Annotated in this window: 19 protein-coding genes; 4 read left to right on the top strand and 15 right to left on the bottom strand. The window is 42.3% G+C overall.

Translation table 11 applies throughout. The annotated features are described in order from the left end of the window. Positions 1-30: 30 nt before the first annotated feature. From ACHFIZ_RS12675 to ACHFIZ_RS12640, 8 genes are all read right to left on the bottom strand, one after another. On the bottom strand, positions 31-2,709 hold the full coding sequence (locus tag ACHFIZ_RS12675; RefSeq protein WP_410886387.1) for a PQQ-dependent sugar dehydrogenase: 2,679 nt from the start codon (positions 2,707-2,709) through the stop codon (positions 31-33). Between the two features lie 5 nt (positions 2,710-2,714). Then, positions 2,715-3,599: a sugar phosphate isomerase/epimerase family protein gene (locus tag ACHFIZ_RS12670; RefSeq protein WP_410886385.1), complete on the bottom strand. Its 885-nt coding sequence runs from the start codon at positions 3,597-3,599 to the stop codon at positions 2,715-2,717. 22 nt (positions 3,600-3,621) lie between these two features. Beyond that, the gene (locus tag ACHFIZ_RS12665) at positions 3,622-4,179 is read right to left on the bottom strand and encodes a glycoside hydrolase domain-containing protein (RefSeq protein WP_410886383.1); all 558 of its coding nucleotides are present in this window, start codon (positions 4,177-4,179) and stop codon (positions 3,622-3,624) included. Further along, on the bottom strand, positions 4,176-5,360 hold the full coding sequence (locus ACHFIZ_RS12660; RefSeq protein WP_410886381.1) for a glycoside hydrolase family 130 protein: 1,185 nt from the start codon (positions 5,358-5,360) through the stop codon (positions 4,176-4,178). Before ACHFIZ_RS12660 ends, ACHFIZ_RS12665 begins: the two co-directional genes overlap by 4 nt. A gap of 8 nt (positions 5,361-5,368) precedes the next feature. Beyond that, a complete protein-coding gene (locus ACHFIZ_RS12655) occupies positions 5,369-7,681 on the bottom strand; it encodes a GH92 family glycosyl hydrolase (protein WP_410886379.1) in 2,313 nt (770 codons plus the stop codon). A 117-nt stretch (positions 7,682-7,798) separates the two neighbouring features. Beyond that, positions 7,799-8,887 carry a PorP/SprF family type IX secretion system membrane protein gene (locus ACHFIZ_RS12650; RefSeq protein WP_410886377.1) on the bottom strand — a complete coding sequence of 363 codons (1,089 nt, stop codon included), beginning with the start codon at positions 8,885-8,887 and terminating at the stop codon, positions 7,799-7,801. Next, entirely contained in the window at positions 8,821-14,007 is a 5,187-nt protein-coding gene (locus tag ACHFIZ_RS12645) for a PKD domain-containing protein (protein WP_410886375.1), read from the bottom strand. The genes ACHFIZ_RS12650 and ACHFIZ_RS12645 overlap by 67 nt, the downstream gene beginning before the upstream one ends. Before the next feature lie 115 nt (positions 14,008-14,122). Continuing rightward, positions 14,123-15,514, bottom strand: a complete 1,392-nt coding sequence (locus tag ACHFIZ_RS12640; RefSeq protein ID WP_410886373.1) for an exopolysaccharide biosynthesis polyprenyl glycosylphosphotransferase — start codon at positions 15,512-15,514, stop codon at positions 14,123-14,125. Between the two features lie 369 nt (positions 15,515-15,883). On the opposite strand from ACHFIZ_RS12640, the gene gmd reads away from it, so the two are divergent. From gmd to ACHFIZ_RS12620, 4 genes are read left to right on the top strand one after another with little or no spacing between them, the layout of a single operon-like run. Beyond that, positions 15,884-16,996 carry a GDP-mannose 4,6-dehydratase gene (gmd, locus tag ACHFIZ_RS12635; RefSeq protein WP_410886371.1) on the top strand — a complete coding sequence of 371 codons (1,113 nt, stop codon included), beginning with the start codon at positions 15,884-15,886 and terminating at the stop codon, positions 16,994-16,996. Positions 16,997-16,999: 3 nt separating this feature from the next. Continuing rightward, positions 17,000-17,989 carry a GDP-L-fucose synthase family protein gene (locus ACHFIZ_RS12630; RefSeq protein ID WP_410886369.1) on the top strand — a complete coding sequence of 330 codons (990 nt, stop codon included), beginning with the start codon at positions 17,000-17,002 and terminating at the stop codon, positions 17,987-17,989. A 44-nt stretch (positions 17,990-18,033) separates the two neighbouring features. After that, positions 18,034-19,113 (top strand): mannose-1-phosphate guanylyltransferase, encoded by a 1,080-nt coding sequence (locus ACHFIZ_RS12625; protein WP_410886367.1) that lies wholly within the window; start codon positions 18,034-18,036, stop codon positions 19,111-19,113. 25 nt (positions 19,114-19,138) lie between these two features. Then, a complete protein-coding gene (locus tag ACHFIZ_RS12620; protein ID WP_410886365.1) occupies positions 19,139-19,591 on the top strand; it encodes a BLUF domain-containing protein in 453 nt (150 codons plus the stop codon). Here the strand turns inward: ACHFIZ_RS12620 and ACHFIZ_RS12615 are convergent, their stop codons facing one another. From ACHFIZ_RS12615 to ACHFIZ_RS12585, 7 genes are all read right to left on the bottom strand, one after another. Beyond that, positions 19,592-20,053, bottom strand: a complete 462-nt coding sequence (locus tag ACHFIZ_RS12615; RefSeq protein ID WP_410886363.1) for an FKBP-type peptidyl-prolyl cis-trans isomerase — start codon at positions 20,051-20,053, stop codon at positions 19,592-19,594. 157 nt (positions 20,054-20,210) lie between these two features. Beyond that, on the bottom strand, positions 20,211-21,071 hold the full coding sequence (gene rfbA, locus ACHFIZ_RS12610) for a glucose-1-phosphate thymidylyltransferase RfbA (RefSeq protein ID WP_410886361.1): 861 nt from the start codon (positions 21,069-21,071) through the stop codon (positions 20,211-20,213). Then, positions 21,068-21,922, bottom strand: coding sequence for a dTDP-4-dehydrorhamnose reductase (gene rfbD, locus ACHFIZ_RS12605; RefSeq protein ID WP_410886359.1), 855 nt, complete (start codon positions 21,920-21,922; stop codon positions 21,068-21,070). Before rfbD ends, rfbA begins: the two co-directional genes overlap by 4 nt. Before the next feature lie 55 nt (positions 21,923-21,977). Beyond that, positions 21,978-22,517: a dTDP-4-dehydrorhamnose 3,5-epimerase gene (rfbC, locus tag ACHFIZ_RS12600; protein WP_410886357.1), complete on the bottom strand. Its 540-nt coding sequence runs from the start codon at positions 22,515-22,517 to the stop codon at positions 21,978-21,980. A gap of 263 nt (positions 22,518-22,780) precedes the next feature. Beyond that, positions 22,781-23,836: a dTDP-glucose 4,6-dehydratase gene (rfbB, locus tag ACHFIZ_RS12595; RefSeq protein ID WP_410886355.1), complete on the bottom strand. Its 1,056-nt coding sequence runs from the start codon at positions 23,834-23,836 to the stop codon at positions 22,781-22,783. Between the two features lie 2 nt (positions 23,837-23,838). After that, entirely contained in the window at positions 23,839-24,828 is a 990-nt protein-coding gene (locus ACHFIZ_RS12590) for a UDP-glucuronic acid decarboxylase family protein (protein ID WP_410886353.1), read from the bottom strand. 12 nt (positions 24,829-24,840) lie between these two features. Then, the gene (locus tag ACHFIZ_RS12585) at positions 24,841-26,238 is read right to left on the bottom strand and encodes a nucleotide sugar dehydrogenase (RefSeq protein ID WP_410886351.1); all 1,398 of its coding nucleotides are present in this window, start codon (positions 26,236-26,238) and stop codon (positions 24,841-24,843) included. Positions 26,239-26,646 lie beyond the last annotated feature (408 nt).

The following is a 26,646-nucleotide window of genomic DNA, read 5'->3' as shown; positions in this document are numbered from 1 at the left end:
AAAGGGCGCCTTTTTGAGCGCCCTTAGATTTTATTTATTTAGCATGGTCAAGTCCTTTAGCTTAATCCCAGGCTTCGTGAAGACAAAATAAACATCCTTCCTACCACTCGTAGTAGTAAGCTCAGCGATGCCATCAGTATTTTCGCCAACGGTAGTTTTACCGACAACCGTTCCATCAACCGACCCAAGGCGAACTTCAACAGTCCCATTTACCCCCTTTTCTGCAGATGCGAATTGTATTCTCTGAATATCAGTCAAATCGATGTTACTTAGCATGAGGTAAGAACCTTCGCTTTTCGCAGTTGCTACGGACCTATTCCCATTAAAATCAATCTGGCTATTCCTGTCTGTATTGTTAACCAAAACCGTTGGGTTACGCAATACCAACACATGCTCGCCGGTTTGACGTGGCACCAATGCAGAACCCTTATCCTGATAAGCGGCCCTAAAAATAAAGCTACCCTTATTAGGAGATCCAGGCTTTATATTCGTAGTGTAGCTTCCAACAACAGGCAAACTTTTTTGAACTTGCTTCGTGTCACCCACACTCAAAATATAACTTACTATAGCGTTAAGTTCAGAAGCAGGTATGTTAGCATGGGCTGGCATCATTGCATCGCCCCAGACCCCTGATCCTCCATTGGCAATCTTTTTCACCAAAGCAGCCTGGGCGGTGTTGCTTCCTTTGTACTTAAGCGCCACGGAAGTGAAAGATGGGCCTAATGATTTGGCATTCAGCATGTGACATGCATTACAATCGCTTTTCTTGATCAAGCCTTTCGCAACCTCATACTGTGCGGAGGCATCAAAGCTATTTTGCTTCTGCGCAACAACAGTCATGTCATAGCCTTCAGATAAATAATTGATCGATACAGAAACCGCAGCAGGAGAAATGCGTTTGTTAACCAGACTACCATCTTCCTTATCAGCAACGCTAACTGCATAAGCAACTGTACTTCCCGGGAAGTAGAAACTCGAATTACCATTAGTAAAAGCAAGCTTCACAACCGGCACGGCATTACCTGCCGTAATCTCTACAGATTTGCTGTTCTTCGCTCCCGAAGGATCCGTAACCGTAAGCGTCGCCTTGTAAACGCCAGCAGCAACTAAATTAATCAACGGACTCTCCTTTGTGCTACTTTGTTTTAGAACCCCAGCTTTAGTAATTTTCCAATCGTACTTCAATGCATCACCATCCGCATCATTGGTACCTTTTGAAGAAAGTTGAACCGTCATAGGCAAAGCTCCGGCAACTTTATTGGCCGAAACCTGTACAGATGGCTTACGATTTCCACCATTGTACTCAATCTTAATTAGTTCCGCTTCTGGTAAGTCTTTGAAGTATCCGTTTCCGTATTCCAGAACATATAAACTACCATCAGGACCAAATTTCATATCTATCGCACCGTGAAGGGTTAGGTTAGGTAAAAAACGCTCCATAGAAAGATATTTACCTTCCTCATCAAAGGTTACCGACATAATCCAGCCACGTACCCAATCAGTGATTAACCACTTACCTTCATAATATGCTGGAAATACTCCTTTTACACCTTTAAAATTATCCTGATGAAAAATCGGTCCGCCAACAGCACTTCTACCGCCACTACCCAACTCCGGAAACTCTTCACTAACAGCATATGGGTACCATATAAATGGATCTACTGTGGGTGGCAAAACATTCAGCCCAGTGTTGTTTGGGGAGTTGTTAACTGGCTTCAAAGGATCCCACAAAGCGCCTGACTCTTTGGTCGCAAAATTATAGTAACGGTAAGCTTCTTTGCCATTAAAGTATGGCCAACCATAATTACCGGCCCTTTTGGCAATATTGAACTCGTCATAAGAACGGGGACCTCTCAATTCAGACGAATTTGAGCCATCCGGGCCAACCTCACCCCAAAACAACCAATTAGTCTTACTATCAATAGTAAGCCTCCACGGATTTCTGTTACCCATTGTATAGATCTCAGGTCTGGTTTTAAGTGTCCCTTTCGGGAATAAATTACCTTCAGGAATGGTATAAGTACCATCCGCTTCGGGGTGAATTCGTAATATCTTACCTCTCAAATCATTGGTGTTACCCGAAGATTTCTGTGCATCACGACGACTTTCTCCAGGGCGCTCATCGATCGGTGTAAAACCGTCGGAAGAACGGGAAAATGTATTGTCACCAGTACTTAGCAATAGGTTTTTATCCTTATCAAACAACATACCTCCACCGACGTGACAGCACTCCTCTCGCTGAACTACAACATCCATTACCTTTTTCTCGGTAGACATGTTCAGCTTTCCGCCATTCCAGACAAAACGGGATAACCTGTTAACCGATTCGTTTTTGGGTGAATAATACACATACATGAAGTGATTTTTTGCATAATCCGGATCAAGAATCATGCCCTGCAAACCATCCTCACCTTCATCGTGCTCACCAGTCTTGCTTACATATTCTCTGCTTACAGAGAATTCTGCAATTACTTCCAGCGTGTTGGTTGCAGGATCATATACTTTCATTTTACCCTTGCGCTCAGCATACAACACCTTGCCCCCTGCTAAAATCTGGAACTGTATTGGCTCCTCCAATTTCTGCTGTAATACTACTTTCGTAAATCTGTTTTCATCAGGCTTTTCGGTAGTCTGCGCCACCGCTACACTTCCTGAAACCAATAGCATGCCAACGGCCGACAATAGTCTCATAGAACTCCACTTGCTCATATTTTTTAGTTTTGCTTTTCAATAATATTTCTGAAATTCACAACGCTGGCAGCAACATCGCCTTTGTTATTGTCCCAGTTGTACTCGTATTCTGCAGAGATCGCACCTTTAAAGTTTTGTCTTTTAAGTTCAGCAATCACACCAGGAATATTGGAAACACCCTCTCCCCAATGTACATCATGGCCGTCTTTTCCTTTAACATGAAGATCTTTCATATGAGAATGCAATACATGGCCTTCTAATAATTTTAGACAAGCTATCGGATCTAAACCAGAGCGCACCCAGTGACCAATATCAGCACAAGCGCCAATGCGTTTGCTTTGTCCTTTGATGGCATTCAACACGATCTCCGGATTCCAGTAGTGTGATGGATTTGGGTGGTTATGTAACGCCAAGTTGATCTGATATTTGTCGCACAATGTAGAGATAAACGGAATGAACTTCTCATCAGGCTCAGAAGTAATGGTTTCGATTCCCATTTCCTTTGCAAATTCAAATAGTTTAACCCAGTCCGCCTCAGATCCTGCTCCGGTTACACCAAACGCCACCATCTTCACATTCATGGTTTTCAACTTATCTAAGACTGCCTTTCTAGTAGCGGCATCCATCTCAGGACCCATTTTACCAGCAATGCCCCCGCCTATTGTCTGACCAGGGAAAGCTTCTACGTAACGCAGATCGCAGCTATCAATTTTTCTAACGGCATCAAAAAATGTGAAACGATTAAAAGTGTAAGCCTGTGAACCCAGTTTCCATCCCAGCTTGGTTTCAGGATGTTTTGCAGAGCTATTTGTAGTACCTGAATTCATGCTTTTGCAGGCAGCAAACGCGAGCGAAACCAACAGCACAAGGCCAAGTTTAGTAATTGTTTTTAGTTTAAAAGATTTCATATTGTTGTGTTAAAGTTTAAAGTTATTTCTTTGATAAAGTCTCTGATACAGAAAAGGGGCGGTCGTCTTCCGCTGTTCCACGGTGTTTAGCGGGAGCCGGTCCCATCACAAAACCCAGCACACCTCCGGCGGCTATGTCTTTGTACCTGATAAAGTTTTTGGAGAGCGGTTTTCCATTTAATTTGGCGGACTGAATATACACGTTTTCCTTGCTATTTTTCTTCGCATCGATGATAAATCTTTTTCCGTCCTCCAAAGTGATGCTTGCCTTTCGAAATACAGGGCTACCAATGACATACTCATCCGTACCCGGACAAACACTGTACAGTCCCAAGGCACTGATCACATACCAAGACGACATTTGTCCCTGGTCTTCATCTCCTGGAAAACCTTTTTCAGTAGCGTTGTATAACTTGTCCATGACTCCTACAGTGGGGTAAGTACTCCCATAAGAAAGTCCATAGTTTGAATCCGTTCCTTGCAGTGTGTTGACATACTTTATCAGATCCTGTTGAGCAAAGGACAAGGCAGGTAAAGTAAGACCCGCTAATAAGATTATAAAGATTAGTTTCTTTATCATTTCTTTTTTGAGGGGTCATAGACAGCTACACCAACCCTGGAATCTGCGCAGCCATAATAAAGCATGTATTTATTTTTATAATAAACCAGCCCCTCTATAAACACAGTGCCCGCAGGGTACTGTCCACTTTTCTCAAAACTTTCTGTTGGCACCATAAAAGGCTTGTCCAGTCTGGTGATGTACTTTGAAGGATCCTCGGCACTAAACAACATTTGTCCGGCACAATATGAGTTCGCCGTATAACTTGGATCACTATTGGCACCAGAAAGATTCTTACCATTGTAGAGCAACACAATCCCTTTAGAAGTCAGAATAGCTGGAGGACCACATTCCGTGAGGTGGCTATCAAAATAACCTTTCCTTGGCGAGGCCAGTTCTTTCAAACTGCCATCAGTATTGACCACTGGTGCCCAGTCAACCAGATTCTCCGAAGTCGCCGCATACACATGGCTTTCTCCCCAATACATCCAGTACTTGCCTTTATATTTAGTGATCACCAGCTTACCATTCTTCAAAACTGTTAGCACGGATGCTGATTTAGAAGCGATGTCGTGGAATTTACCATTATACGCATCCTGAAATATTGGTCCGTGTTTTTTCCAGTTGATCAAATCTTTAGAAGTGGCCGAACCCAATCTTGGCGTTTTCTTGTTCCACTGGGTGTATAAAACAAGGTATGTTCCATCTGTTGTAACTGCTACACGAGGGTCCTCACAACCACCTGTCCATTCAAATTCCTGCTGATCATCGTTGCCAGGAAACAGTACAGGTGTCCCGCGCCGTTTCATCACTGTACCATTCGTGCTTTCCGCCAAACCAATGCGGGAGGTACGGTAACCAATCCCTACTCCAGATTTATCTTCCGCACGGTACAATACATAAATCTTCCCATCCTTGACCGTTGCTGCCGGGTTAAACGTATCATTACTCTCCCAATCCAGTTGCTTTTTCTGCATCGGATCATAGAAGCTCGTAGTTGATACCGGCGAGATCACGGGATTGACATTCACAGGGCGAACAAAAGGCCCCATAGCCCAAACAGGCAACTTAGCAATAGGTTTGGGTGTCTCTGAAACTAGCGCCGAAGGCTCCCTTACCCCTACCTGTGCATATCCTGATGAAGTTGCAATGCAAAACTGGATAAACAGAAAAAGCGAGTATATTGATTTTGATCTTTTCATATAATTTCTTAATTAAGGCCCCAATTTTTATTTGGAACACTTCCCATTACCAGTTCCAGCTTACCACCATTTACAATGTCACTATGGTCTAGGTAAGATTTAGTATAAAGCTTACCGTTCAGTTTGGCCGATTGAATATAGATGTTAGTCGAACTATTTCCTTCTGCCAGCACTGTAAAGGTCTTTCCTTTGTAATAGGCTGGATCCAGCTGAAGCTCAATTTTATTGAATACCGGACTCGTCAGTTCATACCGAGTACTTCCAGGGCTGATTGGATGAAAACCACTGGCCGCTAATACATACCATGCACTCATCTGTCCTACGTCCTCATTACCCACCAAACCGATCACCGAATTCCGATAACCCTTGCTGCAAATCGCACGAGTCCATTTCTGAGTCAGCCATGGAGCTCCCAGTTTATTAAACAAGAAAGGCACATGGTGCACGGGTTCATTCGCATGGTTGTAGTAGTCATTCCAGAGCATGTCCTCCGGCACCTTATCGAAAAAATTAGTCAGATCGGCAAGTGTTTTGTCGCGTCCGCCCATTAAGATAATCATACCATCGACATCCTGTGGCACAAACCATCCCTGTTGATAAGGATTGGATTCCACAGAACCGTAACCCTGGGTCATCCTCCCAGCCTCAGGCCACGCTTCCCAGGTTCCATCCGCTTTCTTTGGTCGGAACCAGCCTTTTTCCGCATCCCAGATATTTTTATAAGAACGGGAACGGTCGAAGTACTTCTTCTGATCAGCGGTTTTTCCTAAGGCTTTTGCCATTTCGGATACGCACCACTCAAAATAAGCGTATTCTAAGGTCTGTGAAATGCCTCCCGCGTTACCTTTTTCCCCATTGCCAAACTTCTCTACACTATTTACAGCAAGCTGATACCCTTTGTTGACATCAAACTTCCTGATTCCTTTGGCGTAGGCATCTGCCATTACGGAAACTGCCGGGTTACCGATCATGCATCCGCTATAGGCATTCAAAAACTCCCAGCGCTCCAGGTAGTCTAATTTTTTTTCATTAGCTAAAGTCACCAATGAATTCAGCATATCATTTACCAAAGCCGGATTGATCACTGTTTGCAGCGGCATCTGACTCCTAAACACGTCCCAGCCACTAAAAATGGTACGTTTCGTAAAGCCATTGGCCTTGTGAACCTTCCCATCGCCCCCTGGATAACTCCCATCGGCATCCTGAAAAGTCCGCGGGTCAATTTGCGTATGGTACATAGCTGTATAAAAAACAGCCTTTTCTGTTTCTGTACCACCTTCAACTTTAATTTTCGAAAGCGATTGATTCCATAAGGTCTTTGCATGAGCCCTTACTCCATCGAAATCAAATCCCTTAATATCTGTTTCTAAATTGTTTTTCGCTCCAGCAACGCTCACAAAAGAAATTCCTGATTTAACAAGTACCTGCTCCTCTTTGGAGGTCTCAAACTCTGTAAAAAAGCCAAGATGTTTGCCTTCAGCAGTCTTAACCATATTCATCACCTTTGCATCAGCAATTACTTTCTGATAACGGTCACTGGCCACATCTTCTCTTTTGCGAGACCAATCCGCAGGAATCTCTGCACTCCAAACGCCGTATTTTCTTAAGGGTTTACTAAATTGAGCATAGAAATAAACGGTATAATCTGCTTTGCCCTCTCCATTACCCCAGCCACCACCATCAGGCGTACACTTCATAAAGCCTTCGATCGTGTTTTTATTTACTACAGTTATTTGCTGAATGGAAGAAGTTCCGCCAACACGCCTTGCGAGGTCTATCTGTATTCTGGAAACTTTATTTTTTGGGAAAGTGAAGCGCAACATCCCACTTCGTCTGGCTGCCGTAGCTTCTGCTTTAATGTGGTCTTTGCTCAACATCACCGAATAATATCCTGCTTCTGCTTTTTCTGAAGATTTGTCGTACCCTGAACGATAGCCATTTTGAGGGGATTCTGACTTTCCGGAAACCGTGTAAAGCTTGCCTGTCGCAGGCATCACTAAGAAATTACCAAGATCGCCGTACCAACCAACCCCACTCATTTGAGTAAAAGCAAAGCCTTCAATAGTGGTATGCTCATCACTATAACCTGATCCGTTGTCTCCGCCTGTGATCGTATTGGGACTTACCTGTACCATGCCATAAGGAGTTGTTGCACCAGGAAACGTTTTACCAAGACCGTGTAAAGACCCACCTGCCTTTTCGCTGGTGCTGGCTCCAATCATTGGATTTACATAATCTGCAGGTGTTTTTGAATCCGGCAAATCCAAAGCAGATAATGCCGCAGCCGCAATTACACAGATAAAAATCTTGGGGTAGCTCATTACATTTGGTTTCAATAGTGTATTTAATACACTATAAACATAGCAATATGTAAAGCAAAATGCAAAAATAATGCGTTGTCATTTATAACAATTGCCGTTTTGGCCTATACCAACCCCTTAATAAAAATCGTAGCACCTTAAGCCGTTGAACTTGTTGTAACTCGAACTACCCGGGAAATACTTTTCATAACCCACGCTAGCCTCTGTGCTCCCACTTGTATTGGTATAATTGATCTTTGAAGTTGTAGCATCATGACTAATCCCCAGCCTAAGCTTCTCTCCATTCTTGCCATTCTTAAAAATATCGAAGATGAAGGAAACCACCAATGCATCCGGTGTATTCTGAGCACTGGTTCTATACCATAAACCCATGTTTACACTTCTGTACTTTAGCTGTGCACCCACACTAAATGCCTGCGAAGCACCTTGCTGGTAGTAAACTACAGATGGAATCACGTACATGCCATCATCTTCGTAATAACTGTATTGTGAAAGCAATGAGACCTTTAAACTTGCATATCCCACAATTCGCATCGGTAATTTGGACTGCACCTCGGTAAAACTTTCGTCGGGTTTATTGATATGATAAATAGATGCCCCCGCCATAAAGTTCCGAAACACCATATTTACCCCCGTTCCTGCATCGAAATAAAATCGATTGGAAATATCAGGCAATTGCGCAGAGGTGCTACTCCCAGGTATAAACCCTGTGCTTGCGTCAATCTGATCCGCAAAAACCAACTTATCCAAATCAATATGCCTGTTCGTAAATCCTGCATGAATTCCAAAGGAGGTCACAAAATCATCACCACCCACACTGTAGGAATAGGTTGCAGCGATATTGTTTTTTCTTAGGTAAGCAATCCCCTCACTGCTTCGGGTAAATTGCAATCCTACTCCTCCGCCGAAATGGGGAATGTTCAGATCAGCAGAGGCACTCAGATAGGATAAATCTCCGCTAAGTCCCGACCATTGATTACGGTAGATCATGTTCATACGAAAATCCCCCTCGAACTGACCCGTCAATGCCGGGTTCAAATACAATGGCGCATTATAAAACTGTGAGTAAACATGGTCTTGAGCACCTGCACTTATCCACAAACAACACAATAAAAAAATTAAAGATCTCACCCTCACTGCTACCTGATTAAATTTATAGTCCCTGTACGCTTTGGCGCTCCAGAATTCAAGCTCACACCTTTCCATTCTGTTCCATTTCGCATCTGCAAGTCAATCTTCCAATAATATACTCCCTGTGGCATTCGCTGCCCCCTGTACGTACCATCCCAACCTTCCAGAGGTTTACCATCATCCAGCTTGGTTGTTTCCCAAAGCACCGCAGCCCATTTATCAAAAATGCTCATCCTCCAACTCAAAATACCAGTGCCTTTCGCTTTAAACTCTCTAAAGTCTAGATTATCGCTACCAGGGATAAAGGCGTTAGGCACAAATAACGAACCTGGCTCACCATCCACCAATATTTCGATAACGTAACTTGTTGAGCAACCTCCAACATTGAATGTCGTCAGTTTTACTTTGAAAGTTCCCAAAGCGCTAAAAGCATGTAATGGATTCTTTTCCGTTGAAGTTGTACCATCTGCAAAGTCCCATAAATACCGGATCGCGCCGACCGTCGCATTTGTGAACTTTAACTTTAAGCCTGGATATGCCAGCGTTCTGTCTACCATGAATCTGGTAGCGGGTTGATCAAAAACAGTGATCGTTTCGGTGGTCGTTGCGCTTGTGCAATTATTTATTGCGGTCAGCTTAACAATATATATTCCAGGTTCTGTAAAGGTGTGCGTAACCTTTTCGGGAGCGTTGGTCGAAGTTTGCGTCGGAGTACCATCTCCCCAATCATAAACATAGGATAATGCTTCACCGCTATTATTGGTAAATGGAACAACCAGCGGGCCGCAACCCTGCTTGTCTTTAGCTTCAACCACAAGCTCTGCGAAAATGTTGTTTGGCGCAATGCTAATGGTATGCTGACTCGTGTGCTCCCCGCACTCATTTTTTGCAGTCATCTTAATGGTAAAAAACCTGGTAACACCCACTGCATTGTAAGTATGTATCACATCCTGCTTGTCATTAAAGGTCTGAAGAGCACCTCCATCTCCAAAATCGTAGGTATAGGTGGTGGTCGAAGAGGCCGGGGAGGTATTGACAAAGGTTACCGGCAAAGGTGAACAGCCAAGCGTACTCCCTGGCGAAAAGATAGAAACCGGTGTCGTACGCACCATAACCGTTGATCTGTACGTAACGCTCTCTCCACAGGCGTTTTTCGCATCCAAGGTCACGTTGTAAACCTTTTCCCCGCCTCTCGCATCCTGCAAAAAATTAACCACACCAGGATCAGCAACCTCTGAAGTCTGGCCATTTCCAAAATCCCATCTAAAAGTTACCCCGCTGCTGATATTCGATGTGTTTGCGAAAGTAACCTGCAATGGTCCGCAGCCTGAAAGTTTATCCTGCGTAAAAGCAGCCCTTACATTTGCAGGGGTACTAAAAGTGTGAACGGTTTCGTCCATCGTACAACCCAGGCTACTCGTTACAACCAGCCTGATTTTTATGGTGGTGTTATCTGTACTGATAATGTATCCCGGGAAGTTAATTCCTGTCCCAAGCAATACCTCTGAAGCATTACCCGATTGCACATACCAGGTGTAGGTACCATTTCTGTCAGGGTATGGAACTGCTTTAATATTGAAGGCATCAATCGCGAAAGGTGCACAGGCTTCTGCCGATTGGAATCCATATTCTGCTTTTGCTAAGGGCTTGATCGTAATCGTAAGAGCGTTACTCAACAGTTCGGCGTATCCGGCACAAATAGTCGTCTTCACTACACGGCGGTATAGGGTATTAACCTTCAATAACGGTGGCGTGTAGGTTGGTCCGGTAGCACCTGAAATGTCAGACCAGGCAGCTCCTCCATTATCACTCATCTGCCAGCGATATTGGTAAACTCCATCTCCACCAGTTGGTGTACTACCGGTTATTGTTTCAGCAGATCCTCCAAGGCAGATGCTTTGACCGCTACTGATGGTGTTATTCCCCAAGGCATCCAGCACTATAATTTTAATAGAATTACTAACCAGAACGCAAATTCCACCCCTGGTAATCCTGTGATAGGTCGTGGTGGCATTGACATTACCAACCAGATTCTTTCCGATCTCGCCCGGCAGTATAGTCCAGGTATTCCCGTTGTCCAAACTCCGCTCCCATTCGTAAGTATATTTTCCATCACCACCTGTTGGTGTTTCACCAGTAATCGTTACTTCCTGGCCCATACAAATTGGAGCCGCGGAAGCAGAAATATTGGTATTCGCTAGCTGCAGAAGGTTCGTAATAATAATATCGTCAGCGCTGGCACAACCCGCAGTGGTACTAATCGTCCAGCGAAAGGTATAAGTCTGACCGGCCTGAAGGCCTGAAACTGTTGTATTGTATTTTGTATCGTTCGAAAACGTTACCGCTGGCCCGCTCACTAAAGTCCATTTACCAGTTGCCGTTCCTTCAGGAATGTTGCCCTCCAATGGGTAAGCTATGTTACTACAGATGGTCTCATCAGGGCCTGCGCTTGCAACGGTACCCAAAGGATTTACGGTAATTACAATAACTTTAGGGGTTCCCGGACAACCTGCTTCAGAAATTGGTATAATGCGGTAAGTAACCGTTCCGGCTGTTGTACCTGAGTTTTTTAATATGTCAATAATTTCTGAAAGCGTTGCCGGAATACTTGAATTGGAAGTAAAACCAGAAATGGAATTTACAGAGGCGGTGGCTGTGTAAATGTATTTTACATTGTAAGCCGCAGGCAAGTTAGAACTGATGGTAATCGCAGCCGATTCACCGGAGCAGATAGAAAGCTTCAGGGCGCTTGCAGTAATGATAGGTTTTGGAGTTACCGTAACCACCAGATCAAAAGGCTCACCTATACAACCTGCAGATGATGGCGTAATCCTATAGGTAACCGTAGCATTGGCCAGAGGACTTGTACTGACCAGCACGTCATTAATTGTGTCACCAGATCCAATGGCGTTCATTCCGGTAACACCCCCTGATTGCTTAGCTGTCCAGGTAAATGTACTTCCGGCTATGCTGCTCACATTTGTATAGTTGACTGCATTCCCAGAGCAAACGGTTTGTATAGCGGTACTGGTCATCAAATTTCGCGGCCTTATATCTATGGAGGCAACATCAAAAACTTCATTACAAGGTGCCGCAAGGCTAGTACTGATCTGCCACTTTAAATCCACATGCCCGGCCTCTCTCTCTGCAGTCGTTGGCTGATATACTGCATTGGCAGCATTACGATCTGGTGTAAACATCCCCAGACCCCCAACCCATCTTGGATTGTAACCATTTACCAACGTTGCAGCCAATGGAACATTTGCATCATAACATACAGCGGCATAATCACCGGCTTCAATCACAGGGGCTGTTCTTAAATCCATAACTTGTGAATCACTAATAGTCCCGCAATTATTCTGATGCGTCACCTTGATGGTATAGACCTTAAATTCTTTAAATTGAATCTTCGGGAACTTACTGTGCAAATTTGTGCCGTTTACAAAATTGAAAGATCCCCCTGTTATATCCCAGGTGTAGGTATCTGATGTCATAATCGCATCCGGTGTACCATTGAATGAGGTCTTCGTAATCCCATTATTCCCATTGAAATCAAAGGTACCGTAACTACAAAGCACCACATCAGCTGATAGCACTGCCGTAGGCGGGGTCGAAACCATTACCGTTTGTTCCGGAGTAGCAATTGCGCCGCACTTTTGCGCATTAATGGTCAGTTTAATCTTGTACACTCCCGCAGCGTTAAATTTGATCTGTGGAGGAGTTGCAGAATTTAGTACCGTGCCCCCCAACAAGGTATAAGTTGCAGGCAAAATTGACCAGTTGTAGGTATTCGTTCCGCAATCAACATTATTGTCAACTATTGAAGTGTTTACAGGTGTAATTATCGTTGAATTGCATATTGTAAGACCGGTGCTGCTTCCCATTAAGGTAAATGAAGGTTTTGCGGGCTCCTGAATACAGATGGTTCTGGTAATCGGAACTGGCGGACAAGAGGCGTTGCTGGTAGATTCCAACGTAACGGTGTGCATACCGGGTGTAAATTGATAGCTTAAATTATAGGACAGCGGTTTATCGATCGCTTCCGGTACTACCTCTCCGTCAACGTACCAGGTAAAAGTTGCTTTATTTGGCTGGCACTCTGGGCCATCTGAATCTGGATTAACCCCGAGTGTTGAACTATTGACAAATGAGGATGGCGAATTGCTACAAAGCGTTTCGGGAATGTTAAACTTGTTGGTGGGCCTCAAGCTTACTTTGGCATAAGTTGAGATGGGCGTACCCACTGTACCACAATATTGATTCTGAGCAAAAATACTAATGCCAAAAGCATTATAAACTGTTGTGCTCCCCAAACTTATACTATTTCCGCAAGCATCTCTAATATAGCTGTGCTTTACTTCATTGTTGGCGGTGATAATGTCTTTAAACGTGTACACATTATTGGTGTTGTCGCCCCAATCCACACGGTAAGTTGTCCCTGGATAATTATTTCCAATCCCCTCAGTTCCGTTTACGATTACATTAAAGGAAAGCGGTTCATCACCGAGACAAACGTCTGTTTTACCGGCAGTACCAAAGGCGGTGATCGCCCGGTTATTTACGATCAGGTAAGCTTTTGTTCCTATTGTACCTCCTTTTTCTGCCCTGGCAAAAATGGTGTAATGCGCCTGCTGAGCAGTAAATGTTTTTGCCGATTGGTTGAAGTTAATGACCGGAAACACCATTCCTGTAAGTTCATTTGTGACTAGCGCAGAAACCGCGGCCCCTGGGGTAGACTGGTTTTCCAGATTGAAGTTAAAGTCAGCCCTACCCGAGCAGAAACCAAACAGCTCCGGCAAAGAAGGAGTTAGTAAGTTCCGGTTGTAGATTTTAGCAGTCAGAACTGCCCCCACTTTGATCTCAAAAGCAATGGACGCCGTACTTGTATTAGCTGGGCTGTTTGATTTTATTCGGAGTTTATATCCGGTACCGGCGGGAGTACTCGGAGGAATCACTCCGTTTACGAAGGTGCTATAGAGTCCTTTGAATGTCCCGATAAGCTTCTCGTTGTTGAAGCTCCCCGACGCGTCCGACAAGTAAAGTTCAAAGTCATTATCCGGCCGGATGTTTGTCGCCGCATCAATAGAAAATAAGGCGGCAATAGAAGAACCGGGAGTGTAAGGCCCTGGATCAACAGAAGTTATGGCGACGCCCTGACCAAACGACGAGGAAAGGCCAAAAAATAACAACAACATTGTTATAACAGAAAAACGTATTGTCATAGGGAGACAGATTGACGCCTAAAGTAGATTAAATAATCACCATATATTAAAAAACAGCATTCCTAAAGGTTGTATATCAATCCAAGCCCTAATACGCGTTGCTTTCGCCGCGCACAACGTTAATAATCGTCATAAACACGATCCTTAGATCCAGGTTACCGCTCCAGTTTTCAAGGTACCATATGTCCATGCGGACGCGGCCTTCCATAGAACCTTCTGCTTTGGTTTCCCCGCGGAAACCATTTACCTGTGCCCAACCTGTAATTCCGGGCTTTGTATAGTGGCGCACCATGAACTGATTAACAAGCGCTTTATATTCTTCCGTGTGACTCAGCATGTGTGGGCGGGGACCAACCACGCTCATTTCGCCAAACAATACGTTAAAAAATTGGGGTAACTCATCTATACTCGTCATGCGCATGAACTGGCCGAAAGGGAAGATGCGACTATCCCCCTTTGAAGCCTGGACCATGTCACAAGACGAATTGATGTCCATGCTTCTGAACTTGTAACACCAGAAGGGTTCGTCATTACGTCCGCTACGCTGTTGTTTAAACAAAACTGGGCCCTTACTTTGAAGCCTGATGATGAGTGCAATGATTGGGAAAAGCCAGCTTATTAAAAAAATAATTACTAATAAACTGAAAATGACATCAAAGGCGCGTTTCTTAAAGCGATTACCTATATCTTCCAGGGGTTCGTTACGTAACTTAATAACGGGAAACTCTTTACCTAAATAATCAATTGTATATGGAACAGCCAGCGTACCGGCAATATCAGGAACCAACTTGATCCGGAGGCAATACTTATCAGCTTCGCGAACGAGCACATGAATTTTACCCATCCGCTCAGGAGGCACTGAAACATACATTTCTTTCACACCATCAGTAGCTGCAGCTTCCATCTCAGCCACTGCTACATCAGAGAGCAAACCTGTTTGGTAATTGTAACCATTATCGTTATTTCCTATGAAGCCATAGAAACTTATATTTCTTTGGTTTTTGAAATATTCAGCAAGCTTTCGTCCGGTTGGATTCATACCCATAACCGCTACTTTGGTACTTGCGTTAAGCTTATTTATTAACACAAATTGCAATACTGTACCTACGAAACGATTAAGTGCAAAGGCAAAAGTTAAAACCAGATAGAATACAAGAATAAACGTTCTGGAGAATTCAGCGTCACGCTCATACAGAAGATAAAGGGAAAATAATATAAAATGTGCGAGAATACTTCTCCAGGTGCCACGGTAAATACGTTCTAGTTTTCTGGCACTAAACTCTGAATACAAACCAAAAAACAATGCATTAAATAACCACAATAAATTACAGATCACCGCATATTGTTGAAATAAAGGGTAGGAAACCCATTTTCCCATATAACCGGTAAGGTGATAGGAAGCCCAGTAAACCAGGTTCAACATGAGCAGATCTGTTATCGGAAGGATGTACTTGAGCAGGTATAGATAACGCGTTTGCATATGTTTAATTCAAATATAGTATTTATATGTTAAGGTATATTTTTCAAAAGGAATTATTGAACAAATAAAACCAAATGGAATAAATAAAGGTTGTAGATATATTAACAAAGTCTTAACATTCAATTAATAACCAATATAAATCTAAGCATAATGGAACTAATCATCCTAACTATTGCAACGTTATACATCGCATTTTGGATATGGCTCTATTTTGAAGCTAAAAGAGCAATCATAGTAGAATAATAAACGTAATCGGCTAATAATGTGATAAAGTGGGTAATAATCGTCGCATAAAATGTACTGTTGTGAGAAGTAGATTTTACGTTTAAATAAATACATTTGCTGCCATAAGTTTAAATATAACTATTAATGAAAAAAGCGCTTATTACAGGTATAACTGGTCAGGATGGAGCTTACCTTGCAGATTTACTATTAAAGAAAGGTTATGAAGTTCACGGCATTAAACGCCGTAGTTCTTTGTTCAACACAGATAGGATTGACCACCTTTATCAGGATCCTCACGAAAGTAATGTGAAATTCGTTTTGCACTATGGTGATTTAAGCGATTCCACTAACCTGATCAGGATAATTCAGCTGGTACAACCAGATGAGATTTATAATTTGGGTGCAATGAGCCACGTACAGGTAAGTTTTGAAACTCCTGAGTACACAGCAAATGCTGATGGTATCGGTACGCTACGTATTTTGGAAGCCATCAGAATCTTAGGCCTTGTTGAAAAAACTAAAGTTTACCAAGCCTCTACATCAGAGCTATACGGACTTGTTCAAGCAGTTCCACAATCTGAAACCACTCCCTTTTACCCAAGATCACCATATGCGGTAGCTAAAATGTATGCCTACTGGATTACAGTAAACTATCGTGAAGCTTATGGCATGTTTGCTTGTAATGGTATCCTGTTTAATCACGAAAGTCCATTACGTGGAGAAACATTCGTTACAAGAAAAATTACCAGAGGAACGTCAAAGATCGCTTTAGGATTACAAGACAAATTATACCTTGGAAACCTGGATGCGCGCAGAGACTGGGGTCATGCAAAGGATTATGTAGAAGCGATGTGGTTGATTTTGCAACAAGATACACCTGAAGATTTCGTTATTGCAACCGGGGTAACAACAACCGTTCGTGATTTCATTAAAATGGCATTTCTTGAAGTAGGCATTGCTTTAGCGTTTTATGGAGAAGGTGCTGAAGAACGTGCTAAAGTTGTTTCTTGCAGTAATCCTGAATTTCAGGTAGAGATCGGCAAAGAAGTGGTAGCGGTAGATAGGAAATACTTCCGTCCAACAGAAGTGGAACTCTTGATTGGTGATCCAACAAAATGTAAAGAAAAACTGAACTGGACACCTAAATATGATCTTGCCGCTTTGGTAAATGATATGATGAATGCCGACGTGGAATATTTTAAGAAGGAAAAAATGTTAAAGGCAGCGGGCTATTCCGTTAAAAATCAGTTTGAATAGATTATGGAGAAACAATCAAAAATATATGTCGCAGGCCACAACGGAATGGTGGGATCTGCGATTGTTAGAAAGTTAAAGAGCGAAGGCTACACAAACATCATAACCCGTTCTTCTAAAGAACTAGATTTGCGCAATCAGCTGGCCGTAAGTGAGTTCTTCCAAAAAGAAAAACCCGAATATGTATTTCTGGCAGCCGCAAAAGTTGGCGGTATACTGGCCAACAACGTTTACAGAGCAGACTTCCTATACGAGAACCTGATGATCCAGAACAATGTGATCCATTCTGCCTACCAGAATGAGGTTACCAAGTTGATGTTCCTGGGCTCATCGTGCATCTATCCCAAGCTAGCGCCTCAGCCTTTGAAGGAAGAATATTTGCTGACTGGTGAACTTGAGCAGACTAATGAACCTTATGCCATTGCTAAAATCGCCGGGATCAAGCTTTGCGACGCCTACAGGACTCAATATGGATGCAATTACATTTCGGTGATGCCTACCAATCTATATGGTCCGAATGACAATTACGATCTACACAATTCACACGTATTGCCTGCCTTGATCCGCAAGGTGATCACCGCAAAGAGCAACAAGGAAGAAACAGTAACCATTTGGGGCACTGGAACACCTAAAAGAGAATTCCTGTATGTTGATGACCTTGCTGATGCCTGTTTTTACCTGATGGAAACGTACAACGAATCAGGACTAGTGAATGTAGGGGTTGGAGCGGATGTTTCCATAATGGAGCTTGCACAGTTAGTTTCAAAGACAGTAGGTTATAAGGGTGAAATCCTAACTGATACCACAAAACCGGATGGCACGCCAAGAAAACTGATGGATGTAAGTAAACTAAATGCGCAAGGTTGGAAAGCGAAGATTTCCTTAGCAGAAGGTATTGCAAAAGTTGTAGCGGACGTAAAAGACAAAGACTGGGCTGCCGTAGCGCCGGCCTTGAATTTTGCTGCATTATTCACAGGTTTGCTTCATTCCATCTAAATTGATATGTTTGTATTATATGCAATTAACTTGTAACTCATTAAATGAACAGCAATAACTATGTACTGATTATGGCAGGCGGCGTTGGTAGCCGTTTTTGGCCTAAAAGTCGCAACCACTTTCCAAAACAGTTTCTTGACATTCTGGGCATCGGCAAAACCTTGCTCCAGCTTACCTATGAGAGATTTTTGAAGTTATGCCCAGCGGAAAACATCTTTATCGTTACCAATAGTCAATATGAAGATATCATACTGAGTCAATTGGAAGGCATCAGCAATGCCCAGTTAATTTGTGAGCCCAGCAGAAACAATACCGCACCTTGCATCGCCTACGCCTCTTTCAAATTAAAGGGACTAAACCCTGAAGCGAATATTGTAGTCGCCCCTTCTGATCATTTCATTCTATACGAAGATATATTTTTAACAAAGATCAATCAGGCCTTAGCCTATACGGAGAAGTATGAAGCACTGGTTACGCTTGGCATTGCTCCTACCCGGCCTGATACCGGATATGGTTACATCCAATACGAAAGCGCCGAGGATGGAGGAGTACATAAAGTGGTACAATTCAAAGAAAAGCCAACGTTGGAAAAAGCAAAAGCATTTTTAGCAGAAGGAAACTATGTCTGGAACGCCGGGATCTTCATCTGGAAAGTTGGATCCATTCTCAAAGCTTTACAAACACATTCTGATGAAATCTACAAGCTATTCTCGAAAAACGAAAGTGTATACAATACCCTGGAGGAAAGAGCTTTCATTGACGAACATTATCCCCATTCTCCAAATATATCCATTGACTATGCGATTATGGAACAGGCAGACAATGTATATACTATTCCAGCAGAGTTTGGATGGTCAGATTTAGGCACCTGGGCTTCATTATATGAAGCGGCGCCAAAAGATGAAAACAACAACGTCATCTCTGCCCAACAAATTAATGTCACGGAAACCACCAATAGCATTATACACATCGGTAAAGATAAACTGGCGGTAATTAGAGGACTAGACAACTTTATCGTAGTTGATGAAAGCAATGCACTATTAATATATCCAAAATCTGATGAGCAGGAGATTAAAGAAGTTGTGAAACAAATGAGTATAAACTTCGGAGACAGCTTTATTTAAACCAGCGTCTTCTGTAAAACCACAAATGATGTTATATCTGATAATGTACATGAGCACAGCTTGTGAAGCTTTGCCACAAAAAGAGCTTGATGCTATTTTAGCGGAATCCCGGTCATGGAATAAGGCCCATGAAATTAGTGGCTTTTTAGCGTACGTGGAAGGAAAGCTAAGGGGAGAAAGTCGCTGCCAGTTTATTCAAATCCTGGAGGGGCCAGAAGCAGAAGTTACGTGTATCTTTCAAAAGATTAAAATAGACCGCCGTCACATGCACCTTACAGTGATTAAAGAAGGGGCCATTTTAAACCGAAACTTTGATGCCTGGGAGATGGGATTTGAAAAGATCGACCTTAATACCAATTTTGACCTGCATGAATTCTTTGATCTAGATACTCAAACACTCGCTAATCACGGCAATATAAATAACAATATGTTGCTTGACTTTATGAAGGCTTTTAACAAGATCACCCCCTCCTCTTAACTATTTCTTAAAACTCACCAATTCAATATCATAAACCAAGGTTGAATTAGCGGGTATTTCGGGCTTTGGAACATATTTACCATAGCCAAGCGACGAGGGCACGTAGATAATGATCCGGCCTCCTGTTCTTATCTTATTGATCCCAATCTGCCAGCCTTGCATTACATTCAAAAAGTTAAAGGCCTTATTGGAAACATCATCAAACTGCTTCCCATTTAACAACGATCCTTTATAATTTACGGTTACTGTAGATGTATAAATAACAGGATCGCCCGCTCCAGGGTTTATAATCTGATAGTAAACTCCGGATTTGTCTCTCGTAGCTTCAGCGTTGATACTTCTCAAATAGTTTCTGATTAAGGCGTCTTCATCTGGCAGAGGTTGATCTTGATCAGATTTTTTACAACCCATAGAAAATAGGAATGTAAATGCAATTGCGCAAAGGATAGTTTGTTTGGTCATGTGCTGGGTTTCTTACCGTGTATCTATTCCACATAATAGGGAAATAATTATACAAAACTACACAACTTTTCACAATCTTCACACTTTTTGCACATTTATTCACATGTTTTCACATAATTTACAAGGATCCCATTATCCCCTATCTGTAAAAACCAACCTACTTTATTAACTTCAGCAAATACTGACCATAACCACTCTTGACAAGCGGCGTGGCTACCACTCTAAGCTGCTCTGCGTTGATGAAACCCATGCGGTACGCTACTTCTTCAATTGAGCCAATTTTCAAGCCCTGACGCTCTTCAATCACCTGAACAAACTGTCCGGCTTGCATTAAAGAGTTGAACGTACCCGTATCTAACCAGGCAGTACCCCTGCTCAATACACCAACCTTCAATTTACCTTGCTCCAAATAAACCTTGTTCACATCAGTGATCTCGTATTCACCACGAGGGGAAGGCTTAATGTTCTTAGCGATTTCCACGACAGAGTTGTCATAAAAATACAATCCTGGAACAGCATAGTCAGATTTAGGCGCTGTAGGCTTCTCTTCTATAGAGATCGCTTTTTTATTATTGTCAAATTCAACGACACCGTAACGTTCCGGATCAGAAACCTGGTAAGCGAACACCACACCACCTTCCGGATCAGAACTATCCTGTAATAATTTAGACATCCCTTCACCGTAGAAAATGTTATCACCGAGAACCAAAGCTACCTTGTCATCGCCAATAAAATCAGCACCGATCACGAACGCCTGGGCAAGTCCGTTGGGTTCAGCCTGTACGGCATAAGAAAACTTACAACCGATCTTGCTACCATCGCCGAGCAACTTTTCGAAGTTCGGCAAGTCATGAGGAGTAGAAATGATCAAAATCTCGTTGATTCCCGCAAGCATCAATGTAGACAACGGATAGTAGATCATCGGCTTATCATAAACCGGCATCATTTGTTTACTCATTACTAAAGTAAGTGGGTGCAAACGTGTTCCACTACCACCAGCGAGAATTATACCTTTCATATTGTTAATTTTTCTATACACGTCACTAAACTATCTCTCCAATACGGCACTTCCATACCGAATACCCCTTTAATCTTGCTCTTATCCATTACCGAGAACTTAGGCCTTGTAGCTTTCGTTGGATATGCAGATGTAGGAATGGGATTAACCTTAACCTGCGTTCCGCTGATGTCGAATATTGCTTTCGCGAAATCATACCAGGAGATAGCACCTTCATTGCTGTAATGATAAACACCAAATTCTCTTTTGCCAGATTCGATGATATCAAGTATTGCCCCTGCTAAATCTACAGCATAAGTAGGTGAACCAATTTGATCTGCGATGATGTTCAACACATCCCTTTCAACCCCAAACTTCAGCATACTCTTTACAAAGTTGTTTCCGAATTCAGAATACAACCAGCTGGTGCGCAAAATATAATGCTCCCCTAAGTTAGCAATGATGTCTTCCTCCCCTTCCAGTTTAGTTAAACCATACACACTAATTGGCTCAGCCAGGTCATCCTCTTTCAGCAGCTCCATGATGTCACCCTGAAAAATAAAATCTGTAGAAATGTGAACCAGGACGGCGTTGAACTCCTTACAAAGCAGCGCGATGTTTAAGGCCCCAGTTTTGTTTACTGCCCTACAAATGTCAACTTCATCTTCCGCTTTATCCACAGCGGTGTAGGCAGCACAGTTAATAACGTACAAGGGTTTTACCTTTGCGAATAATTCTTTTAAACCTGCAACATCGAGGATATTTCCTTCACTTTCGTCAGGAAATTCCAAGAAGTCAATATTTCTTTCAGCGGCAACAGCTTTCAGGCATTGCCCCAACTGTCCCGATGCACCAAGTACAAGTGTTTTCATTTTATATATCTTTCGTCATTGTAAGGCCCTCGTCCCGACGGCGAAGGCCGGTACCTCAAACCGCTCCAATCCTACCAAGCGCTAAATCTTTCTCGCTTAAACTTCTTGCGGCTTCTGGGATACCCCAATCGATCCCTAAACTTGGGTCATTGTATATAATTCCACCTTCAGAAGCCTTATTGTACGTATTATCACACTTATACGCAAAGACTGCTGTTTCGCTTAATACAGAAAACCCATGCGCAAAACCTCTCGGTACGTAAAACTGCAAATTGTTCTCCCCTGTAAGCTCCACAGCAACCCACTGACCATAGGTATCAGAACCTTCGCGGATATCCACTGCCACATCCAGTACACTTCCTTCGATAACACGGACAAGCTTAGCTTGCGCATGTTCTCCTTTTTGGAAATGCAATCCCCTGATCACGCCATACGTAGAAGCACTTTGATTGTCCTGAACAAAATGACCATTCTGTCCGGTTAATTCCTCAAACTTAGGTTCGTTAAAACTTTCGAAGAAATAACCCCTGCTGTCTTTGAATACTGAGGGCGCTATGATAAAGCATCCTTTTAACTTAGTTTCTGTGACTTTCATTTACTAATTCTTGGGAGATAAATACGTCAATTAAGAGCATGATACCTATTTATAATTTTTTTGTTAATTTAATATTAATAATCAATTTTAATTATTAGGTTAGGAATTCAAATAAAACGAACCAAATTGATCATGAGCTTAATCACCCTATCAATCACCACACCTTTCGTTCTCTCCTGGATTTGGCTTTACATCGAAGCTAAACGAGCATTTATTGTCGAACAAGATTCTCCCTTTTAACAGGGGAGAATCTTGCAAATCACCTATCTTTCAGCGTATTGGTTCTCGTAATAAGATTTGTAGTTACCTGAGGTAACGTTATTCAACCATTCTTCATTTTCAAGATACCAATCAACCGTTTTCGCTAAACCTTCTTCAAATTGTAAGCTAGGTACCCAATCCAGTTTCTCCTGTAATTTAGTAGAATCGATGGCGTAACGCAAATCATGACCAGCACGATCGGTAACATAAGTAATTAGCTTTGCAGAAGAACCCGCCTCCCGACCAAGCTTCTCATCCATAATGCCACAAAGCAGCATAATCAGGTCGATGTTTTTCCATTCATTGTGGCCACCGATGTTATAGGTTTCCCCAGTTTTAGCCTGATGAAATATTACGTCAATCGCACGGGCATGATCTTCCACCCATAACCAGTCGCGCACATTCTCCCCTTTACCATAAACAGGTACCGGTTTATTATTTTTAATATTATTGATTGCCAAAGGAATTAACTTCTCCGGAAAATGGTGAGAACCATAATTGTTAGAACAATTAGAGATCACTATATCCAAGCCATAAGTATCGTGGTAGGCGCGAACGAAATGATCTGAACTTGCCTTAGAGGCAGAATAGGGACTATGCGGATCATAGGCTGTAGATTCTGTAAACATCCCTGTTTCACCTAAAGCACCATATACCTCATCAGTGGAGACATGATAAAAACGTTTCTGCTCATAATCCCCTTTCCAGTATTCCCTTACCGCATTTAGTAAATTCACGGTTCCAATAACGTTGGTCATCACGAAAGCAGTAGGGTCAGTAATGGAACGATCCACATGAGATTCTGCTGCCAGATGGATGACCGCATCGAAATTCCCCTTTTCAAAAATGCCATTCATTTCAACAGCATCGGTGATGTCGGCCTTTATGAACGAATAATTAGGCTTATCCTCTAGATCAGTAAGGTTAGCTAGATTACCGGCATAAGTTAATTTATCAAGATTAACAATATCATACTCGGGATATTTGGTTACAAACCTGCGGACTACATGAGAACCTATAAAGCCAGCACCACCAGTTATTAAAATCTTTTTTGTCATGTCTACTTATTATACGTTTGAAAATCTTTATGGTCTTTCGCGAACAACACAGATTCAGGCAGAGATTTGAAATAATCGTATGTAATTTTTAAACCTTCTGCCCTGCTTACTTTTGGCTCCCAACCTAATATTGCCCTGGCTTTGGCGATATCGGGTCTTCTTTGTTTCGGATCATCAACCGGAAGATCCCGTAATACCAGCTTTTGTGAAGTTCCGGTTAACTTGATAATCTCTTCACCAAATTGCTTGATGGTGATTTCATCCGGGTTACCGATGTTCATTGGCTGGGCATAATCACTTAGAAGCAGTCTATAGATCCCTTCTACCAAATCGTCGACATAACAGAAAGAACGAGTTTGAGAACCATCACCAAAAACGGTTAAATCCTCGCCCCTTAAAGCTTGTCCGATAAAAGCAGGCAATACACGCCCGTCGTTCAGTCGCATTCTTGGCCCATAGGTATTGAAAATCCTAACAATTCTGGTCTCCAAACCATGGAAGGTATGGTAAGCCATTGTTATAGCTTCCTGGAAACGTTTTGCTTCGTCGTACACCCCCCTTGGCCCTACCGGATTTACGTTACCCCAGTATTCTTCAGGTTGTGGATTTACATTTGGATCACCATACACTTCAGATGTGGAAGCGATCAGCATCCTTGCACCTTTATTTTTCGCTAGGCCCAAAAGGTTGTGTGTACCCAATGAACCTACCTTTAGTGTTTGAATAGGAATCTTCAGGTAATCAATTGGACTTGCCGGAGAGGCGAAGTGCAAAATATAGTCTAAGGGACCAGCTACATAAACAAACTTAGAAACATCATGATGAGCGAATTCAAAGTTTTCTAAGGGAAACAAATGCTCAATGTTTTGTAAATCACCGGTAATCAGGTTATCCATTCCGATAACATGGTAGCCTTCTTTAATAAATCTATCGCAAAGGTGAGAGCCAAGAAAGCCTGCAGCACCTGTAATTAAAACTCTTTTACGTGTCATAGGAATAATAAATTATCTAACGCCGATTGATGTCACCTTAAATCCAATAGCTCTCAATTTTTCAGCATCCAAAATATTTCTACCGTCGAAAATCTTTGCTGGTTTTAACATGCTATCATAAATACGTTGCCAATCATAACCTTTAAACTCATCCCACTCTGTTAATACGGCAATGGCATGTGAATTTTCGCAGGCTCTGTAAGGATCTTCAAAAACCTTAACATACTCCGCATTCTCTTCAGGAGTACGAGTATGCAAATAATTCAAATCACCGAATACCTGAGCTTTTGTCACTTTGGGATCATACACCCTGATCATCGCCTGCTCATTTAGCAGCTCATCAGCCACATAAATTGCGGCAGATTCGCGCGTATCATTGGTGTCTTTTTTAAATGCCCAGCCAAGAAAGGCAATCTTCTTTCCTGAAACCGTATTATAAAGATTCCTTACAATGTTCAGGGCAAAGCGTTTCTTTTGGTGATCATTCATGATGATGACCTGTTCCCAGTAATCGGCAACTTCCTGCAAACCGAAGGAGCGGGAAATATAAACCAGGTTTAAAATATCTTTTTGGAAACAGGAACCACCAAAACCGACAGATGCTTTTAAGAACTTAGAACCGATACGGCTATCCGTACCAATCGCTCTTGCAACTTCGTTGATGTTAGCTTCTGTTTTCTCACACAACTCAGAAATGGAATTGATTGAAGAAATCCTTTGCGCTAAATAGGCATTAGCAACTAATTTAGAGAGCTCTGACGACCATACGTTAGTGGTTAAAATACGCTCGAGAGGAATCCAGTTTGCGTAAACATCCACTAAAGCTTGAACTGCCTCTTGACCTGATTCCGTTGAATCACCACCAATCAATACCCGATCAGGAGTCAATAAATCTTCGACTGCAGTACCTTCAGCTAAAAACTCAGGATTAGACAACACTTCAAATTTGACTCCATTGCCTGTATTTGCCAATATATCACGAACAGCTTCGGCAGTACGAACGGGTAAAGTAGATTTCTCGACAATAATCTTATCAGATGTAGAAACACGTGCAATTTGACGGGCACACAGTTCGATCCATTTTAAATCTGCACCCATGCCTTTACCGGCACCATATGTCTTAGTTGGAGTATTTACAGAAATAAAAATCATTTCGGCTTCAGCTATCGCTTTATCAACATCTGTTGAAAAAAACAGATTCCTACCTCTCGCTTCAGCAACCACTTCACTAAGTCCTGGCTCATACACTGGAATATTGTTTACATCCTCATCATTCCATGCAGCGATTCTTGCTTCATTCAAATCGACGATGGTTACTTTAATATGGGGACATTGTTTAGCAACAACAGCCATTGTTGGTCCTCCAACATACCCTGCACCAATGCAGCAAATATTAGTGATGTTTTTCATTTAAGAGTTTTAAGGTTATATGCAATAATAATTAAACACTAGCAATCTTTCATAAAGTATTTACAACTAGTGGTATTAAATTGTAAAAAAAAGAGCACTTAGTGTCAATAGTACACAAATATAGTTATTTACCTCTTTATGAAATTACAAATTTATGTAAGCTGCCGAAATACACAGCTTACTTTCAACTAAGTTAATTTTAACACAAATGGAAATAATTATTCAAGTTCCCTTTATTAAATGATTTGTAGTCCATTTTTAGTAAGCCACTGATTCTAAGCCGTAGCAAATACTAAAGTGATCGGCTCGGATGAAATAGGGATGAAAGAAAATGGCAAGTTAAAATAGTTCTGAACTTGGCAGAGCAAGTTTGCCAATTATATTACTGCTTCTAAAAACAGGGGATCT

This window comes from Pedobacter sp. JCM 36344 (assembly GCF_046546555.1).
GTDB lineage: Bacteria > Bacteroidota > Bacteroidia > Sphingobacteriales > Sphingobacteriaceae > Pedobacter.
This window is presented reverse-complemented; position numbering and strand designations above follow the sequence as displayed.

Excerpts from the sequence above, each read along its gene's own strand:
- ACHFIZ_RS12675 (WP_410886387.1), bottom strand. The coding sequence starts at position 2,709 with ATGAGCAAGTGGAGTTCTATGAGACTATTGTCGGCCGTTGGCATGCTA.
- ACHFIZ_RS12670 (WP_410886385.1), bottom strand. The coding sequence starts at position 3,599 with ATGAAATCTTTTAAACTAAAAACAATTACTAAACTTGGCCTTGTGCTG.
- ACHFIZ_RS12665 (WP_410886383.1), bottom strand. The coding sequence starts at position 4,179 with ATGATAAAGAAACTAATCTTTATAATCTTATTAGCGGGTCTTACTTTA.
- ACHFIZ_RS12660 (WP_410886381.1), bottom strand. The coding sequence starts at position 5,360 with ATGAAAAGATCAAAATCAATATACTCGCTTTTTCTGTTTATCCAGTTT.
- ACHFIZ_RS12655 (WP_410886379.1), bottom strand. The coding sequence starts at position 7,681 with ATGAGCTACCCCAAGATTTTTATCTGTGTAATTGCGGCTGCGGCATTA.
- ACHFIZ_RS12650 (WP_410886377.1), bottom strand. The coding sequence starts at position 8,887 with ATGGAAAGGTGTGAGCTTGAATTCTGGAGCGCCAAAGCGTACAGGGAC.
- ACHFIZ_RS12645 (WP_410886375.1), bottom strand. The coding sequence starts at position 14,007 with ATGTTGTTGTTATTTTTTGGCCTTTCCTCGTCGTTTGGTCAGGGCGTC.
- ACHFIZ_RS12640 (WP_410886373.1), bottom strand. The coding sequence starts at position 15,514 with ATGCAAACGCGTTATCTATACCTGCTCAAGTACATCCTTCCGATAACA.
- gmd (WP_410886371.1), top strand. The coding sequence starts at position 15,884 with ATGAAAAAAGCGCTTATTACAGGTATAACTGGTCAGGATGGAGCTTAC.
- ACHFIZ_RS12630 (WP_410886369.1), top strand. The coding sequence starts at position 17,000 with ATGGAGAAACAATCAAAAATATATGTCGCAGGCCACAACGGAATGGTG.
- ACHFIZ_RS12625 (WP_410886367.1), top strand. The coding sequence starts at position 18,034 with ATGAACAGCAATAACTATGTACTGATTATGGCAGGCGGCGTTGGTAGC.
- ACHFIZ_RS12620 (WP_410886365.1), top strand. The coding sequence starts at position 19,139 with ATGATGTTATATCTGATAATGTACATGAGCACAGCTTGTGAAGCTTTG.
- ACHFIZ_RS12615 (WP_410886363.1), bottom strand. The coding sequence starts at position 20,053 with ATGACCAAACAAACTATCCTTTGCGCAATTGCATTTACATTCCTATTT.
- rfbA (WP_410886361.1), bottom strand. The coding sequence starts at position 21,071 with ATGAAAGGTATAATTCTCGCTGGTGGTAGTGGAACACGTTTGCACCCA.
- rfbD (WP_410886359.1), bottom strand. The coding sequence starts at position 21,922 with ATGAAAACACTTGTACTTGGTGCATCGGGACAGTTGGGGCAATGCCTG.
- rfbC (WP_410886357.1), bottom strand. The coding sequence starts at position 22,517 with ATGAAAGTCACAGAAACTAAGTTAAAAGGATGCTTTATCATAGCGCCC.
- rfbB (WP_410886355.1), bottom strand. The coding sequence starts at position 23,836 with ATGACAAAAAAGATTTTAATAACTGGTGGTGCTGGCTTTATAGGTTCT.
- ACHFIZ_RS12590 (WP_410886353.1), bottom strand. The coding sequence starts at position 24,828 with ATGACACGTAAAAGAGTTTTAATTACAGGTGCTGCAGGCTTTCTTGGC.
- ACHFIZ_RS12585 (WP_410886351.1), bottom strand. The coding sequence starts at position 26,238 with ATGAAAAACATCACTAATATTTGCTGCATTGGTGCAGGGTATGTTGGA.